The following is an 18,409-nucleotide window of genomic DNA, read 5'->3' on the forward strand; positions in this document are numbered from 1 at the left end:
TATTATTTTACCATAAAAACTCGTTACTTATAAATATATTTGAAATATTAAAAATCATATATGTTTAAAAGAATTCTTCTCCTTATTTTATTCGTTTGCCCTTTAATTACATGGGCGCAAGATTTTTCAGATAGTTGGGAAGGGCATTTTTCATATCATACCATAAAAGATGTAACGGCGAGCGAGAATAAAATCTATGTGGCATCGGAAAATGCGGTATTTACATATGATATTGTAACTCAGGAAATAAATATACTCTCTACTATAGAGGGACTGACTGGAGAATTGATTTCGACACTACATTATAGTGCAGAATTTAAAGCTTTAGTTATCGGGTATGAAAATGGTTTAATAGATATTCTATTAGAAGAAGATTCAAGGGTGTTACACGTTGTAGATATAGTTGATAAGCCAGCCATACCTCCAACAAGTAAAAGGATTAACCATTTTAATGAATATATGGGGCAACTCTATATTTCAACCAATTATGGGATTTCGGTTTATAACCTAAATCGATTAGAATTTGGAGACACGTTTTTTATAGGTGATTTTGGAGCACAAAGTATTATTTCTCAAACCACTATTTCCGATGGGTATATTTTCGCTGCAGGACTTGATCAAGCCGGACTAAAACGAGCAGAACTTAGTAACAGTAATTTAATCGATTATAAGCAATGGACTAAAATTGCGAGTGGTAGTTTTGTTGCCGTAGAGGCTGTATCGAGTAATGTTTATGCTGTAAATACTAACAGAGTCCTTTTTAGAATAGAAAACACTACACTTAGTAATTTAAAACAATTTTCAAGTTACCCGTTAGATGTAAAGTCTGCCAATAACGAACTTGTTATAACTACCCAAAACCTGGTGTATTTATACGATGAAAATTTCAATTTAATAGCAGAGGTGAATAAGGGTACTAATCTAGAAACCAACTTTACTGCGGCTATTACTACAATCGATAGTTTTTATATTGGTTCCAGCAGTTTAGGAATTTTAGAAACTCCGATTGCAAATCCTAATGTGTTTATGGAAATTCGTCCTAACGGACCATTAATGAATATTCCTTTTTCTATAAAAGCGGCATATAACAATACGTGGGTTACCTATGGGGATTATTCAGCCACGTTTAATCCGTATAATCCTTCATTAAAAACTAGAGGAATTAGTCATTTTAAAAATAATACGTGGTCTAATATTCCAACAGATAGTATTTTAGGTGCACGAAGTTTAAATACAATAAGTATTAATCCTAATAAAATTAGTCAGGTATTTATAAGTTCTCAGATCGATGGCGTATTAGAGGTAGATAATGATTTTAGTACAATGTTATTTGATGCTAATAATAGTGGGTTAGAACCTGTAGATGGCTCTACAGAAAGTGTTTTTGTAAACGCTTCTACTTTCGATAACGATGGGCTTTTATGGACCTTAAGTGGCCTAGTGTTAAATCCATTAAAATCTTACGACCCAAATTCCAATCAATGGAAATCATATAGTTTTGAAGATTTATATGGAAATGCAGCCAGTGCAGAGGCTGGTTATTCGGACGTTGTAATAGATAATGCTGGAGTATTCTGGTTGGGAGGTACTAAATATGGTTTAATTGGTTACGATTATAATTCAGGAAACCCAAAGATTAAGGGCATAAGAGATGAATCTGAAAATATGCCTGATAACAAAGTATCTGCCTTAGCTTTAGATAAAAGTAATCAATTATGGATTGGTACTAGAAGAGGTTTGCGAGTGCTCTATAATACATCTTCTTTCTTTACAGATCCTAATGTTCAGGTAAGTGAAATTATCATTCTAGACGACGGTATTGCTAAAGAATTATTAGACCAAGAATATATTACGAGTATAGAAGTTGACGGCTCTAATAATAAATGGATCGGTACAATCGGGTCTGGTGTTTATTACTTTTCTTCAGATGGACAAGAAACCATTTATCATTTTACAAAAGATAATTCTCCCATTCCTTCAAATAATATATCCGATATTAGTATCGATAATTCCAACGGAAAAGTATTTATAGCTACAGAAAGTGGTTTAGTCGCATTTTATTCCGGAAGCTCAGAAACTAAAGACGATTATAACGATGCTTATGTGTATCCAAATCCAGTGCGTCCAACATTTAATATCGTAGACGAGCTTGTTAAAATTAAAGGGTTAACAGATCGCGTAAATATAAAAATCACAGATGTTGAAGGGAATTTAGTTGCAGAAGCTCAAGCCAATGTAAATTCCAGATTTGGAGGTTCAAATCTAGAAATTGATGGTGGAACGGCATTTTGGAATGGTAAAAATTTAGCTAATAATGTAGTGCGTTCTGGAGTGTATTTAATTATGCTTTCGGATACCGAAACTTTCGAAACGAAAGTGCTTAAATTAATGGTTATTCGATAATGTTTTATTCTTCTCCTGCCATTGTTTTATCCAAATTAAAGTATCGCGATAATGATCTTATAGTGCGTTGTTATGCCAAAGATTTTGGAGTGGTTAGTTTCTTGTTACGAGGTGTCTTAAAAAGTAGAAAGGGAAATGCTAAAGTAGCTTATTTTCAGTTGCTTTCTCAAATACAAATCGAAGCAGATATTAAGGATAATAGATCATTACAAACTTTAAAAGACGTAAAAATTAATACCCTTTATGCCACGCTTCATACCGAGGTTGTTAAGAGTGCTATTGTTATGTTTATTGCCGATGTTTTGGCAATGGCTTTAAAAGAGGAAGAAGCAAACGAAGCACTGTTTGAATATATCGAGTCTTCTTTAAATATTTTAGATAATACAACCGATTCAGCTAACTTTCATTTGGTGTTTTTGGTGCATTTAACAAAGTTCCTTGGGTGTTATCCAGACACGACCAACATACACTATAATTACTTTAATTTAAGTACCGGTCAATTCGAGAAACAGTCTACAAGCATTTATTCTGTAACTGGAGAGGATTTAAAGATTTTTAAGCTTCTATTAGGCATGCTTTTTGATGACCTAAAAACAATTAAAATGGGTTCCAAACAACGACAATCGGTTTTAGACCTATTGCTTCTGTATTACGAATTACACCTTGGTCATTTTAAAAAACCAAAATCATTAGCCATTTTTAATCAAGTATTTAATTAATAACCGACCAAAGATTCTGTATGAATTTAAAATTACATTTCGCATTTTTTTTCCTCATTTCCCTTTCAAGTATTTCTCAAAATATTACCGTTTTAAATAGCCAAACCAACGAATCTATTTCTGGTGTTGCTATTTATAATGCCGATAAATCACAGAGTGAAATATCAGATCTAAATGGTGTGGTGTCACTTGATAAGTTTAAGGGTAATGAAATACTTTTCTTTAAACATTTATCTTTTCAGTATTTTTCGATCGAAAAATTAAAATTAAAGTCAGTTTTAAGTGTGTCCCTAGAACCTTTAACCGAAGGACTTGATGAGGTTGTTATTTCAGCTTCAAAATTCGAGCAAGGCAAACGCGATATTCCTCAAAAAATAGCATCCATTTCTGCCGAAGCAATCACGTTCGATAATCCGCAAACTAGCGCAGATTTGCTTGAAAATACTGGTAATGTGTATATTCAGAAGAGCCAACTGGGAGGCGGAAGCCCTATGATTCGTGGTTTGTCTACAAACAGATTATTAATTACAGTAGACGGTGTTCGCATGAATAATGCCATTTTTAGAGCAGGAAATGTACAAAATGTAATTTCGATAGATCCCTTTGCAATCGAACATACAGAGGTGATTTTAGGTGCTGGTTCGGTAGTTTATGGTAGTGACGCCATTGGTGGAGTTATGAGTTTTTATACTAAAAAACCAAAACTGTCTTATACCGATGAAATGGATTTCTCGGCGAATGCTGTGGCTCGTTATGCAACCGCAAATGATGAAAAAACAGGTCATTTAGATTTTAACATCGGATTGAAAAAGTGGGCGTTTTTAAGTAGTGTGAGTTATACCGATTTCGACGACTTAAGAATGGGAAGTCACGGTCCAGACGATTACTTAAGGCCAGAATATGTAGTTACACAAAATGGTGTAGACAATATTGTTGCAAATCCAAATCCTAAAGTTCAGGTACCAACAGGGTACGACCAAATAAATCTTATGCAAAAGGTGCGATTTGAGCCAGGAAACGATTTAAATTTCGATCTAGGATTGTATTATTCTACAACTTCAGATTATTCTAGATACGACAGGTTAATCCGATATAAAGGTGATGAATTGCGTTCGGCCGAATGGAATTATGGGCCACAACGTTGGTTTATGTCTAATTTGCAAGTCACTAAATTAAGTAGTCATTCTATGTTTTTCGATAAGTTTCAAGCCAATGTAGCTTATCAGAATTTTCAAGAAAGTAGGATTGATAGAGATTACCAATCACCACTTCGAAATTCTACAAATGAAGACGTAGATGCTATCTCTGCCAATATAGATTTCGAGAAACAACTTAGTTTAAAGACCCAATTGTTTTACGGTGTAGAGTATGTTTATAATAAAGTTAACTCCTTTGGTGAACAGGAAAATATAGACGATAATACGATTATAACGGCACTGTCCAGGTATCCAAACGATTCCGATTGGTCTTCGATGTCTGTGTATACCAATTTTAAATATAAACCGAGTTCTCAATTTGTTTTGCAAACAGGATTACGCTATAATCATGTTTTAGCTCACGCAGATTTTAAAGAAAATAATGTATTCCTAAACTTACCATTCGAATCGACAGATGTGAATACAGGGGCATTAACAGGAACGGCTGGAATTAGTTGGATTCCTGCCGAAATAATTCAGTGGAAATTAAATTTTTCGACAGCCTTTAGAGCGCCAAATATAGACGATATTGGTAAAGTTTTCGATTCTGAGCCAGGCGCAGTCGTTGTACCAAATAATGATATAGATCCAGAATATGCCTATACTGGAGATTTAGGTGTCCGCTTAAATTTTGAAGATAAAGTTATAATAGATGCCGCAACTTATTATACGTTTTTAGATGATGCATTGGTGCGTCGAGACTCCGAACTAGATGGCAATTCTTACATCGATTATAACGGAGAATCTAGCCGAGTGCAATCTATGCAAAACGCTGCCGAGGCTCGTATTTATGGTTTCGAGGTGGGAATTCTTGTTCAGTTAGCTAAAGGTGTAAAATTAACGTCGCAATATAATGTGGTTGGAGGTTATGAGTTAGAAAATGAGGAAGAGTTGCCTTTGAGACATGCCGCACCAGATTTTGGAAACACACATATTACATGGGAGAATAATAAATTTACTATCGATGCCTATGCCATGTATAATGATAAGATGTCTTATAACGATTTAGCTCCATCAGAACAGAGTAAAGATTATATGTATGCCTCCGATGAGGACGGGAATCCCTATACACCGTCTTGGTATACTTTTAATTTACGCACGCAATATAAATTCAATCCAAATCTTAGCGTAATTGCAAGTTTGGAAAACATCACAGATCAGCGTTACCGACCTTATTCTTCGGGTATTTCGGGTGCAGGAAGAAACTTAATTTTGGCAGTGAAGTACGCACTATAGAGGAGCATTACTTCTTAATAAATTTACGCTTAAAATAAACTGAATTATTACAGCTCACAGAAGCAATGTAGGTTCCTTGGTTTAACGAAATGGCATTAAAAATATTACGATTTGTTTGAGGTTTTATATGCTGGATTTTCTGACCCAGCATATTATAAATCTCTATAGTGTGCATTTTAATGTGGTCCGATTCGAGATTAAATATAATGTCGTTTGTGGGCAAATGAATGATTTCGAATTGTGATGAAGTATTATCAACTGTTTCAAGGTTTAACGTGGGTGCTTTAAAGGTGATATTAAAGCGATTGTTAAAGGTTCCCGGTTCGGATGTAAACGTGTAGGGTGAAGATTTTAAATCGTGATACGTGTTTAAAAAAGTGTCTTCCAGGAACAATTCGTTTTGAGATATAAATTCGCCTTCAAAATCATCTAAAGATAGTTTATAAATTGTAGGTACTTTAATAGAAAGGTGCAATCCTAAATTTATTTTTTCATCTTTATTAATGCTCTGTAACGCTTTGCCTTGAATACTAAATGCTTTATCTGTATTAGGCATGGTTGTATATAATTTTGCCGTAACATCTTTAGAAATGTAAGTGTCTACATCATAAAAACTACCATCGTATTCGTCTTTTGCTCCAGAAATATAACTTACTAACGTCTGACTGAAAACACCGTTATCTGAAGTTAAATTAATCCACAATTTATTAGATTTTGAAGTTCTAAAAAACTGTGTGTTTTTATCTGTTACGCGCATAGCATTATTAAAAACTACATGTCCTGTAGATGTTGGATAATTGTCTGAAAATTGAATGAAAAAGCCCTGACAAGACGGAATATAATTATCCGGTTTTGTACCGGTGCCTTCTTGAGCAGCAATCGATCCGGAACCATTAATTATGGCATAGTCTGAAGGACTAAAATTATAGACATCATTTCCATTAAATGTATCCGATGGCGGGGTGTCATGAGACCATAAATAAATGGCGCCTTCTAGAGTTCCATTGGCATTGATAGAGTGTACATTCGCTTGGAAAAATGCTGTAACATCTATGGCCGAAGGGTAGGGGTTTCCTATTAAATTAAAATTGGTGTCTAAATGTGATTCATCATTTCTTGCTACAGCTGTTAGTATGGTGCCGTTGTTAAAGTTTCCGGAAAAAGAGTAGGTGTATTTTGCTCCTGGTGTAAAATTTAATTCAGAGTGTGTTGCGGCATAAGCAACTCCTGGAAATAAATTATCGGTTCTTTTTATATCTGTATTGTCTTCAATAGCTTGCCAATCGTTCGCATTATCGTCTACATTGTCTTGGCCTAGTACTTGGGCGTTATTATTGTTTTCTTCCTTATAAATATCGACAAAGTTAGACGCGTTATACCAATATAATCGTTGAGAATTATTAAAAACGGGGTCGAATGTTTCATTAGCAACGGGAGCACTCCAGTAGGTGTATTCGTACCAAGCGTTTAAAACAGCAGTTTCTTTCTCAACCGTAATTACACCGGAATTTATAATCTCAGAGTCGTCTTCTTGTACAAAAGAGCCCTTATTTTTTACAATTAATTCACCTTCGACGTGCAGTTTATTAATCACTTTTACATAAGATTCAGTATCAATAACTAACGATTTTCCTAGTGGGATATACAGGCCACATGTGGTAATGTTTCCGTTTGTAACCGTATTATAATCATAATCAATAACCGTAAAAGAATTTACGTTTGGTTCTATGTTATTCTGCCAACCGGTATTTGTCCAAATACTTTCCTTGACAGAAACTTTAACCGTAGCTGTTGCGGTATAACATAAGTTGGAATCTTCCAGTATCCTGCAATAATATTGGTTGCCATTGGTTTCAATCGTATTTAAAATTTTTAAGGTCGATGTTTGGGGGTCATCGTGATTAAGGTCGTCGATAACTTCCGTCCAAATATCGCTTTCGGGAGGATTGTAATACCATTGATATTGCAATTGTTTTTGTCCAATAAAACCTTCTTCTGCGACTGTCGAGAATTCAACATATAAACTACAGCCCAAACTGTTGTTTGTAGGTTGCGTTAAAATAGACGGAGGAATTCCCGAATAAAAATTATAAGTGCCAATATCAGTATAATCTACCGTATGAAAAGCTTCCCAATCGTTCTGATTCCATGTTGTACTTGGTGCATTTTGGATGTTATTTTTGCGTCTATAAGTATAACCTTTTTGTGAAATAGTGAAAGGTGATCCGGAAGTATTTCCCCATAAATCTATCCAATTGTCATTGTGCAATAAGCGAATATTGTCGTTGTTGTTAATTCCAACTAGCGTACTTACGTGATCGTACCCGTGCGTAGCATTGGAATTTTCGGCATCTCCTGCACCAAAAGCAACCACAAAAACATCTTGATTATTTAAAGTAGCCTCTTCAAACATAATGTCTTGTATAGTGGAGCCGTTATAATGAATTTCGATACTGTAATCTTCCATGTCTACAGCAGATCCAGTACCGTTATAAATCTCGATATAAGAATGAGATCCGCTAGGGTGGTCGGTAATTTCGCTAATAAAGAGATTGGTTGGGGTATTGGCATTATTCCCGTCGCAGTCAATAGCTTTTAAAGCAATAAGGTTGAAGTTTGTGGCATTACTGCATCCCAAATCATTCGTTATACTTAGGGTTCCGGAAGTTGCATTTGGAGGTATCTTAACTTCCATTTTAGTGTCTGAAATTATATTTATTTCTGCTACAATACCATTAATGTTAGCTGTAGTTGCTGTTCCGAAATTAGAATCTGTTATGGTTACAATGGTTCCTGGTGGTCCACTGCTAGGTTGTGCTAAAAGTGGTGCTGAAGAACATTTTCCTGTGCCTTGAACTTCAAAAGTATAAGGATCTTCGTTTGCGTCGTTATTTGTAATACTAATAGTAGAAGTACGGATACCTGAAGATGAAGGCGAAAATTGAATTTCGAATGGCATTTTAGTTTGACTAGAAATTGTGGAATGACTTGGATTTACGGTTATTTGAAATTCTGTTGGGTTAGAGGACGTGATGTCTGAAACAAGTAAATCTAATTGCCCTTCATTATGAATATAATATAATTTTGAAGCTGTTGTCTCTCCCACAATGGTAGAAGCAAAAACAGTGTTGTATCCAGTACTGGATTCCGAACCATTCGGAATAGAGGCATCGGTATTGCGCTCTACATCAATTTCAGGAGCGGGTGCAAAGGCATGACCCGTTAGTAAAATGGTGCAGTCGCTTTCATTAGAATCTGAATTTAAAATGTGTAAAGTACCATTGCTATTCCCGGAAGTTATGGGATTAAATGCAATGGTAAGTAAGGTATCTGTATTTGGCGAAATGCTAACAGGGAATGTTGGTGTAGTCACCGAAAAATGAGAAGGTAGCGTTAAGGACGAAATGATTAGATTGATATCTCCCGTGTTTTTTATGATGACTGTTTTTTGTGTAGTTGCATTTACGGCTATACTTCCAAAATCTATTGAAAACCCACAATTTTGGAGGTTCCCAAATTCATCTAAAAGTTGTATCTCGGGAGCGTTTGCTCCGCTACAAAAAATAGAAATGTCGTCTAAATAATAAGAGCCACCCGATCTTTGTGTCATTATAACACGGATATAATAATCGCCTGTTAAATTTAAGTTGAAGGAGAATAATTGATGCGTTTCAGTGGTTTGTCCTACGGTTATATTATCCGTTTCTATCCAAGGGCCTGACGTTGTAGTACTATATTGAATGCTTAGTGTTCTTTGGGCAGAAGCAGAAGATCGTGCTAAACTAAATTGTATACTTTCTGGGTTTGTAATTGCAACACTTGTAACAATAAAGTCGTTTGCATTATTAAACCCAACACCATCTCCTTCATTTCCAGCTAGAGATGAAAGGTAAGTGTCCGATTCCGTCCAATTTCCATAGTTTGTATTAAAATTATCCGATAAACATTGGGAAAATCCTAAAGATATCACAGATAAAAATAATACTATTGTAGTAGTATAACTTAGTTTCATCGTGGTAACGTATATTTGAATTCTTAGGGGATTTATCTAAAAATAAAATAAAAAACACTGAAAATCAAGTAATTACAAAAAAATATTTTAAAATTTAAGCATGGAAACTCATAAAACGTATACGGTCGAAGAAGCCAAATCTGCCTTGGAATATTACTGTGCGTACCAAGAACGTTGCCATAAAGAAGTGCAAGAAAAATTAAAAAGTATGCGCATGATTCCAGAGGCCATAGATGCGGTTATAGTGCATTTGTTAAATCATAATTTTTTAAATGAAGAGCGCTTTGCAAAGGCATATGTTCGGGGTAAGTTTAAGTTTAAAAACTGGGGAAGAAACCGTTTAACTATGGAGTTAAAACGTAGGCAAATTAGTAAATTCAATATACAAACAGGTCTTAAAGAATTAGACGAGTTGGATTACTATGGTGTGTTTGATGCTTTGGCTATACGTAAATGTGAATTAATAAAAGAGTCTAATAAATATAAAAAAAGGAAAAAGCTAGCAGACTATTTATTGTACAGGGGTTGGGAATCGCCTATGGTTTACGAGAAGGTGAATGAATTGATTAAATAAAAAAAGGAGCTTCAAAATATATTGAAACTCCTTAGATATTTTTAGAAAGACACGACTTATAAATTGAAAGAAGCACCTATATTAAATACAAATTGATTGTTTAATTTTTCTTCTGAAGTTAAATAACCTGTGTCATATTTCGCAATTGGAAAATTGATTTCAGAATATACTCCAAAACCTTCAGAAAAGAAATAACGCGCTCCAACATGAGCACCAAAGTTATTTAAACTGAAGTTTAATCCAGGGTAAACGTCTAATTCATCTATACCAATTACAGAAGATAAATTCGCATTAAAACGAGCTTTTATGTCGAAACGCTCTCCAAAATCGGCATCTAAATTGTTGTTAACACCTAGCAAGTATGTGGTTGCTACACCAAACGAAATATTTTCGCCCATACCTAAGTCGTAAGTTCCAGTTATTCCAGTTCCGTTGTCCTGAAAACTTGCTCCGATTTGAAATTTCTGATCACCTTTTCCTTTAAAAGCTTGAGCATTTGCAAATGAAACTACGCATAGACATGCGATAATAAATAGATTTTTCATGGGTTCTTAATTTTGAGGCAAATATAAGTTTTATGACGAAACTTAAGAATTAAATTTAGAAGTTCTTATTACAGCCTGATTGTTTTTCCAATCTATCCAATCCTGACCTTTTATGCGTCGCATTAAGTTATCATAATTTCTCATAATAAACACATTGTAAAGGGCTTTACTTAAGTTTTTAGGACGTTTTGCAACGGCGCGTAAACTCATAGAAAATCCAGGTGTAATGTATCGCATATAGTGCCAGTAACCTTCGGGCATATATAATACTTCTCCGTGGTTTAATTCGGTTTTATACCCTTTAGCTTTTTTTAAAGCAGGCCATTTATCTAAATCAGGATCATTAAAATCGATATCTTCTCTGGTAATTAAGGCATGTGGGACCTTGTACAGGTATTTGTTTTGGTCCTGATCGAATAAGATTACCTTCTTTTTTCCTTCAAAATGAAAATGGAAAATATTAGCCAAATCAATATCGTAATGCATAAAAGTAAACGAATCTCTACCTCCAAAGAAAAGCATGGGAAAGCCTTTCATTAGACGTAAACCAAAATCTGGAAACGTAAAATCCTTTTGAAGTAGCGGAACTTCTTTTAAAATATTCCAAAGAAATATTCTGTACTTAGTAGGTTCTCGTTTGAGTAAATCGATGTATTCACTCATTTTCATTTTGGAATGAGGTTCGTTAAAACCATCTTTATAATCCACAGGTCTGTCGTCGTATAATGGTACAATTTTATCGCCTGCAACAGATTTTATATAGTCCAAACTCCATTTAGAGTATGCTGGCCAATCGTCTATAAAATGCTCGATAACTACAGGTTTCTGCGGTTTATAATAATGCGTTATAAAATCCGTTTTGCTAATGGTTTTTACGCGCGGTATGTCTTGAAGATTTAATTCCAAAAGTATAATTGCTTAAACCTGCAAGTTAATAAATTGTAAGATAATTATTTTATCTAAAATTGTATTTTAAGCCAAATAGTAAGTTTCCTTTAGGCATTGGTACTAAGTTGGTTTCGGTGTATTCGGTGTTAAAAATATTGCTTGCAATTAATGAAAATTCGAAGGCGCTAAACGTATAATTTACACTAGCATCTACCACAGAATAGCTCTCGCCAGAAGTCCGTTCGGCATATTTGTAGACAACAGTCTGCGAGAGGTTTTTAAAAAATTGAGATGTAAAACGGGTTACAAAATGGTGCTTTAAAGAGTTTATAGAATATTTTGAAAAGTTGGCTTCTGTTTGCTGAATTTCGTCATCTATATAGGTGTAAGACGCATTTAAGCCTTGGATGTATGCTCCAATTTGAAAGTTATAGTTTGCATACACATCAATTCCTTTAGTATTCACTTCTGCAATATTTGTGGCTTGCCAAAGATCGTCTTCATTATCTTTTACATAATCAATTAAATCTCTAGAATCTCTGTTAAATAAGGCAATAGAAGCACTAAAATTATTTTTATTGAACTTTATTCCAAGTTCTTCCGCTACCGCTTCTTCAGGGTTTAAATTAGAGTTTCCAAGTGTTGTAGGATCGCTGTAATATAAATCTGTGTAGGTAGGAATTCTATACGTATAACCAACATTACCGTATAGTTTAAAATGATTACTTAATTCGTATCCCACATCCATCCCCGGGAAGGCATGCCATTTAAAGTCGGAGTAATAGGTCACTGCAACTCCAGGTGTAACATCTAATCGTTCGTTAAAAAACTTGAATCGATGTTCTAAAAATAAAGTAGTCATTAATCGATCTCTATCTCCTAAATTATTGCTTGCTAAATACACTTGCGCGGCATCTACTCCAAAACCGGTAATTCCTAAATTTGAAGTATACGAGGCGTTCACTTGTGCTCCAACTTTATTTGTTATATGCAGGTTTCTATAGCCGGTTGGATTGTTACGGTCGTACAGATACATATCCTGATTACGTCTCCAGTACAACTGTGGCTTAATAATCCAATCGTTACTTTTAATTTTGGTTGAAACACCAACTAAACTTGTTTGCGTTTCCTCGTATTGTTCGGTTGCCGATGGCGTAGAGTAAAAACCATTTGCACCATAATCGCGTTCTGAAAATGCAGTAAGTAATGTTATGGGTAGTTTGTTTTTATTGAAGGTGCTTTTTATAAAATAATTCTGATTGTCGTAATCTGTATTATGTCTGTAGCCTTCAGATGTATTGCGTGAGACATGCACTATATGATTAGATTCTTCTAGATTAACACCTGCCGTTACCGCAGCATTTAAGGTATGAAACGAACCACCTTGAGTATCTAAAGTGACAAGGTCTTCGGTATGTTTTTTAGTCACAATATTTACGGCACCAGTAAAAGCATTTTGTCCGAAAACACGGGCCGCAGGGCCAGAAATAATTTCTATACGCTCAATAACTTCTATTGGTAAAGCCATATTCATGGTATGGTGGCCTGTTTGTGCATCGTCTACTTTAATACCATCAATAAGTAATAAGGTTTGGTCAAAACTCCCACCACGAATATATAAATCGGCTTGCATTCCTGCAGTACCGCGTCGTCTAATATCTACACCTGCTACTTGCTGTAGCAAATCGGCAACATTGGTTGCTGCAGAAGCTTTAATCACTTCGGACGTTATAATATTTATAGATCTCGAATTCTTAGAAAACGGAAGTTCAATTCTGCTAGAAGTGACTATCACCTCTTCTAATTGTTCCTCGACTACAGGCTCTTGTGAAAATGCTAAAGCTGAAGTTAAAATACTTAGTACTGTAATTACTTTGGTTGGTGTCATGTTAAAAATTTAAAAACGATACAAAAGTCGTAACTTTACGGACTATTAAAATAGTCCAGTTATAAAACAATGAATAGTCCGGTTGATGCGCTTTTTAAAAAGTTAATTGATTTCGATAAAACGAAGTCAAAATCTATCTATATTCAGGTATCAGAACAAATTGCAAATCTAATCCAACGCGGTTATTTATTAAGCGGAACGGTATTACCTGGAACACGGGTATTAAGCAAGTTATTAGATATTCATAGAAACACGGCTGTAGCAATTTACGACGAATTAGCTTCTCAAGGTTGGGTAGAAATTATTCCCAACAAAGGAACGTTTGTTTTGGTTCCAGAGCAAAAAACGGCTTCAATTAAAGCGTCGGCTTATCCGTATAATCAGGCCTATTCCTATTCGGAAACTACAGGTTTTCCTTTTCAGAATTCTATGCATTTAGCGTCGACCACACAGGCCACAAAAGCCGAGTATGTTATAAATGACGGAAAACCAGATTTACGATTGCATCCTACATTTCAGTTTTCGAGGTGGTACAGTGCCGCGATGAAGCGTAAACCGTTAATTAAAAAATGGAATCGTACGGGAGATGGCTCGTATTCTGTATTCGAAAATCAGTTGTGTAATTATTTAAATGCGACTCGGGGTTTCCATATAAAGCCAAATAATTTAATAAGTACACGTAGTACAGAAATGAGTCTGTACATAGTTTCTCAATTATTAATTAAACAAAACGATGTTGTTTTGGTGGGTAATTTGAGTAATTATTCGGCCAATATGATTTTTCAGCAAGCTGGAGCATCTATAAGAACTGTTCCTGTAGACGGTGATGGATTAGATGTGAATTATATTAAAAATCATTTTGTAAAGGGACGAATTAGGTGCGTTTATATATGTGCGCATCGCGATTATCCTACCACAATAACCTTAAGTGCACAGCGGAGATTGGAGTTAATGAAATTGGCTAAACTATATAAGTTCGCTATTATTGAAGACGACTTCGATTACGATTTTCAGTTCGAAGGTTCAGCTATGTTGCCTTTAGCAAGTTCCGATGCTAACGGTCTAGTAATTTATCTAGGCAAGCTCGGGCAATCGTTGTTTCCTAGTTTTCAAACCGGCTTTGTGGTCGCTCCAGAAAATCTAGTGTCCGAAGCAAAAAACTATTTGCAATTGTTGGACCAACAAGGGGATTTAATTCAGGAACAAATGCTATCCGAATTAATTTCCGAAGGTGAGATTAATAGGCTGGTTAAAAAGAATATTTTAATTTATAAACAGAGACGCGATTGTTTAATACATCATTTATCTCAGGTGTTTAAAGATGCAATCTGGTGGGAAATACCTTCTGGCGGATTAGCGATTTGGCTGCAGTTTAAGCCTGAAATATCGTTAGCTAAATTTGCCGAAGTTGCAGAGCAAAACAATGTGTTTATTCCAAAAACTATTCTTTATCAGGATAAATATACTTGTGCTATTCGTTTCGGATTTGGACATCTAAATGAAGATGAAATAGCAGATGTTGTTCGCGCCTTAAAAATAAGTTATGATGTGGTGTTGTCTTAGGGCACTAGAAAAGGGTTGTTTTAATTTTCTTCCGCAATTAAATATCAAGAATCCGATAAAAATTTTGGGCAATAATTTTATAGTGTTCCTAATTCCGGTGCATTAACAAGTTATAAATTTTAGGTTAAGTAGTTGTAAAATGTTAAAAACTAACATTTGCTAGGCTAGATGTGTATCTATTTTCACCATCTACTAAAAACAACTATAACAAATGAAAAAACAGTACTTAAAGTCTTTCCATTTTTTGGTCTTACTTTTTTTATTCGGAACAAGTATTAATTCCTACAGTCAAGCAACAAATGCAACTATTAAAGGAACTGTGAAAGATGAAAACGGGATACCATTAATGGGAGCAGATATCATGATAAAAGATATCTCTACAGGTTTTATCTCTGGAACACTAACTAATGATAATGGAGATTTTAAATTGCCTCAATTACCTTTAGGAGGACCATATAGCGTTACAGCTAAATATTTAGGTTTTTCTGAATCTATTCGAGAAGGAATCATGTTAAACCTTAGTGATCTTGTAGTAATCCATTTTACATTACAAGAATCTTCTACAAATTTGGAAGAGGTAATTATTTCTACAAATGGGATTACCAAACGTATTGATCAAATTGGAGCATCGACAAAAATTGGAGCAACGCAAATTAAAAAACTAGCCACTGAAGGAAGAGATTTTTCTGATTTAACAAGTTTGTCCCCTTTACAAGGTGGAGGAAGTTATAATTTAAGTGGACAAAGAGGAACATCAACTAACATTACTATTGATGGGACTAATGCTAGAAATCAGCTAACTGCAGGCGATATTGGTAGTGGACCGTATACCATATCTCAAGAAGCTATTCGAGAATTTGAAGTGTCTACAAACGATTATGCTGTGACCCAAGGAAGACAGGGTGGTGGTTCTGTATCTGCTGTAACTAAATCTGGTACTAATGAATTTTCAGGGAGTGCATTTTTCTATCACAGAGCAGATAATTTACAAAGTAAATATAACATTCAAGGCCAAGAGCGAACAGCAGATTTCTATACGTCGCAATCTGGTTTTAGTTTGGGAGGACCAATCATTAAAGATAAGCTTCATTTTTTTGGAGTTTATGAGAGACAAGATGCGGGAGAGCCTGTTTATATAGCAGACATACAAAGCGACGATGACGAAAATCGCTTAGGGATAACTCAAGATAATTTAGATCGTTTTAAGAGTATCGGTCGCGAGGTTTATGGTTTATCAGATGAGCAACAAACAGGGCAATTCGATCGTAAGACAGAAGCCAATAATTTATTTATTCGTTTGGATTGGCAAATAAGTGATAAGCACAGACTTACGTTACGTAATTTGTATAATAAATGGGATAATCCATTTAGTGTTAGCGATAATTCTAGTATTGAAATGGCAGAGACTTACTCAGACTTTAGCTCTTTAGAAAACAGTACAATGTTATCGTTACGATCTATGTTTAGCAATGTGGTAACCAATGAATTTAAATTGCAATACCAACATGCCGAAAGATCGTATACACCAAATACGCAGTTGCCTCAATCTAATATTCCTAGAGCCATAGTGCAAGTCGCTTCTGTGCTACCTAATGGTAACAATAGTACTAAAAGTGTGCAGTTAGGAGGACAACGTTATACGCCTGAAACTAATGTTGAAAATCAGGTGCAATTTATCAATACAACCTATATCAATACAGATAAAGCCGATTTTACCTTTGGTACAGATAATATGATTACGTCGTTAGAAACTTTATTGTCTAACGAGCAAAATGGACGTTTTTATTTTGATTCTTTAGAAGATTTTGAAAATCAGAATGCCTCTAGATATGCTAGAGAAGTTCCTTTGCAGGGATTGCCATTGGTAAAGCAAACGGTATTAGATTTATCGTTATTTGCTCAGGTTGAAATGGATATTACATCAGACCTTAACCTCGTTGCTGGTGTGCGTTGGGATGCCACAAAATTTCTAGATAGTGGAGAATATAACCCAGTAGTAGACGACGAGTTAGGTATACGAACAGATGAAACATTAGATGATTATAATAACATTCAGCCTAGATTTCAGCTAACGTATAATGTAAAGAGTGAAAATAAGGATGTTGTAAAATTTGGAGGAGGAGTATTTTCTGCTCAGCCACATTATTATGCCCAAGTAAATAATATTCAAAATAGTGGTACGTTATTAGGTGCTATAGATGTTACTGGAGCAAATGTTCCTACACCCGATTTTAATTCTTACAGAAACGATCCGAGTACAGTACCTGGAGTACCAGAAGGTGTTACTCCTTTTTCAACAATAAATGCTGTAGGAAAAGATTTTGAAGTGCCTACAACCTTCAAAGCAAACTTGAGCTACACTCATTTTTTTGGAGAACGCTATAGTTTAGGTTTTAATGCACTATTCAGCCATACTAAAAATAACTATACCTATCAGGAAGCAAACCTTGTTAAAGAACCATACTTTATCACAGAGCAAGGAAGAGAAGTATTTGTGCCTGCAAATACAATTTCTGAAAATGGTAATTCAGATTGGACAAACTCAAGAATTTCCGATCAAGTAGGAAGGACTTTGGTCATGACTTCTGATGGGATACTAGACCAACTTGCGTTAGTCTTAGAAGCTTCTGCACAAATTGGAACCGATGGATATGTAAATGGAAGTATCACATTTAATAAGTCTAAAGACAATTCTTCTTATAACTGTTGTGTTGCAAATACTTCAACATTTTTACCTGTTTCCGGAGACCCAAGAGATCTAAATTATGGTTACGCAGATAATCATTTCGATACTAAACTAATCATAAATGGAGCTACACCAACATGGAAAGGATTTACACTAGGAGCAAAAATTGTTGGTCAAGGTGGTACAAGATATTCTTTTAAGGTAAATAGTAATACAAGTGCCAACGGAGACTATAATTTAAGTAACGACATTGCTTATATATACGATCCAAACGATCCGAATACTCCTCAGTCAATAATTGATGGTTACAATCAAATTTTAAACGATTCTGATACTCCGCAAGGCTTTAAAGACTATTTAAAAGATAGTTATGGTGGATTTGCCGAGCGTAATGGTGGAAAGAATCCTTTTTATGCTGTAGTAGATTTAAGACTTCTTAAAAGATTTGAAATGAAGAATAAAAAGCATGGTTTAGAGCTTTCTATGGATATTTTCAATTTTGCGAACATGCTAAATAAAGATTGGGGACAATCACATAACTTCGGAAATAGAAATTTAATGAATATAACAGGGTTCGATCAAACCACCCAGAGTTATGATTATTCGGTACAAACAGCTAGTTCAACAGAGCCAATTAATGGAGATCCATGGCGCTTACAATTAGGTGTAAGATATACTTTCAATTAAAAACATATTACA

General features: G+C 34.9%; 10 protein-coding genes. 6 read left to right on the forward strand and 4 right to left on the reverse strand.

The annotated features are described in order from the left end of the window. Window positions 1-60 precede the first annotated feature (60 nt). Genes ACKC83_RS05845 through ACKC83_RS05855 form a run of 3 tightly spaced genes read left to right on the forward strand, consistent with a single transcriptional unit; the run spans window position 61 to window position 5,554 of the window. Window positions 61-2,403 carry a two-component regulator propeller domain-containing protein gene (locus ACKC83_RS05845; protein ID WP_434037355.1) on the forward strand — a complete coding sequence of 781 codons (2,343 nt, stop codon included), beginning with the start codon at window positions 61-63 and terminating at the stop codon, window positions 2,401-2,403. Continuing rightward, the gene (recO, locus tag ACKC83_RS05850) at window positions 2,403-3,122 is read left to right on the forward strand and encodes a DNA repair protein RecO (protein ID WP_434037356.1); all 720 of its coding nucleotides are present in this window, start codon (window positions 2,403-2,405) and stop codon (window positions 3,120-3,122) included. The genes ACKC83_RS05845 and recO overlap by 1 nt, the downstream gene beginning before the upstream one ends. Before the next feature lie 20 nt (window positions 3,123-3,142). After that, a complete protein-coding gene (locus ACKC83_RS05855) occupies window positions 3,143-5,554 on the forward strand; it encodes a TonB-dependent receptor plug domain-containing protein (RefSeq protein ID WP_434037357.1) in 2,412 nt (803 codons plus the stop codon). 7 nt (window positions 5,555-5,561) lie between these two features. Here the strand turns inward: ACKC83_RS05855 and ACKC83_RS05860 are convergent, their stop codons facing one another. Then, window positions 5,562-9,566, reverse strand: a complete 4,005-nt coding sequence (locus ACKC83_RS05860) for a choice-of-anchor D domain-containing protein (RefSeq protein ID WP_434037358.1) — start codon at window positions 9,564-9,566, stop codon at window positions 5,562-5,564. Window positions 9,567-9,666: 100 nt separating this feature from the next. Between ACKC83_RS05860 and ACKC83_RS05865 the strand changes: the two genes are divergently transcribed. Beyond that, complete coding sequence (locus tag ACKC83_RS05865; RefSeq protein ID WP_434037359.1) at window positions 9,667-10,140, forward strand: regulatory protein RecX; 474 nt, start codon at window positions 9,667-9,669, stop codon at window positions 10,138-10,140. A 56-nt stretch (window positions 10,141-10,196) separates the two neighbouring features. Here the strand turns inward: ACKC83_RS05865 and ACKC83_RS05870 are convergent, their stop codons facing one another. Genes ACKC83_RS05870 through ACKC83_RS05880 form a run of 3 tightly spaced genes read right to left on the reverse strand, consistent with a single transcriptional unit; the run spans window position 10,197 to window position 13,461 of the window. Next, window positions 10,197-10,685, reverse strand: a complete 489-nt coding sequence (locus ACKC83_RS05870; protein WP_414035705.1) for a DUF6646 family protein — start codon at window positions 10,683-10,685, stop codon at window positions 10,197-10,199. Window positions 10,686-10,727: 42 nt separating this feature from the next. Further along, window positions 10,728-11,591, reverse strand: a complete 864-nt coding sequence (locus ACKC83_RS05875) for a cupin-like domain-containing protein (RefSeq protein WP_434037360.1) — start codon at window positions 11,589-11,591, stop codon at window positions 10,728-10,730. 49 nt (window positions 11,592-11,640) lie between these two features. Next, entirely contained in the window at window positions 11,641-13,461 is a 1,821-nt protein-coding gene (locus ACKC83_RS05880; RefSeq protein ID WP_434037361.1) for a TonB-dependent receptor plug domain-containing protein, read from the reverse strand. A gap of 69 nt (window positions 13,462-13,530) precedes the next feature. Between ACKC83_RS05880 and ACKC83_RS05885 the strand changes: the two genes are divergently transcribed. After that, window positions 13,531-15,024, forward strand: a complete 1,494-nt coding sequence (locus ACKC83_RS05885; RefSeq protein WP_434037362.1) for a PLP-dependent aminotransferase family protein — start codon at window positions 13,531-13,533, stop codon at window positions 15,022-15,024. A gap of 211 nt (window positions 15,025-15,235) precedes the next feature. Next, entirely contained in the window at window positions 15,236-18,397 is a 3,162-nt protein-coding gene (locus ACKC83_RS05890; RefSeq protein ID WP_434037363.1) for a TonB-dependent receptor, read from the forward strand. The last annotated feature ends 12 nt before the right edge of the window (window positions 18,398-18,409 follow it).

The sequence above is a fragment of the Formosa bonchosmolovskayae genome (assembly GCF_051016085.1).
Classification (GTDB): domain Bacteria; phylum Bacteroidota; class Bacteroidia; order Flavobacteriales; family Flavobacteriaceae; genus Formosa.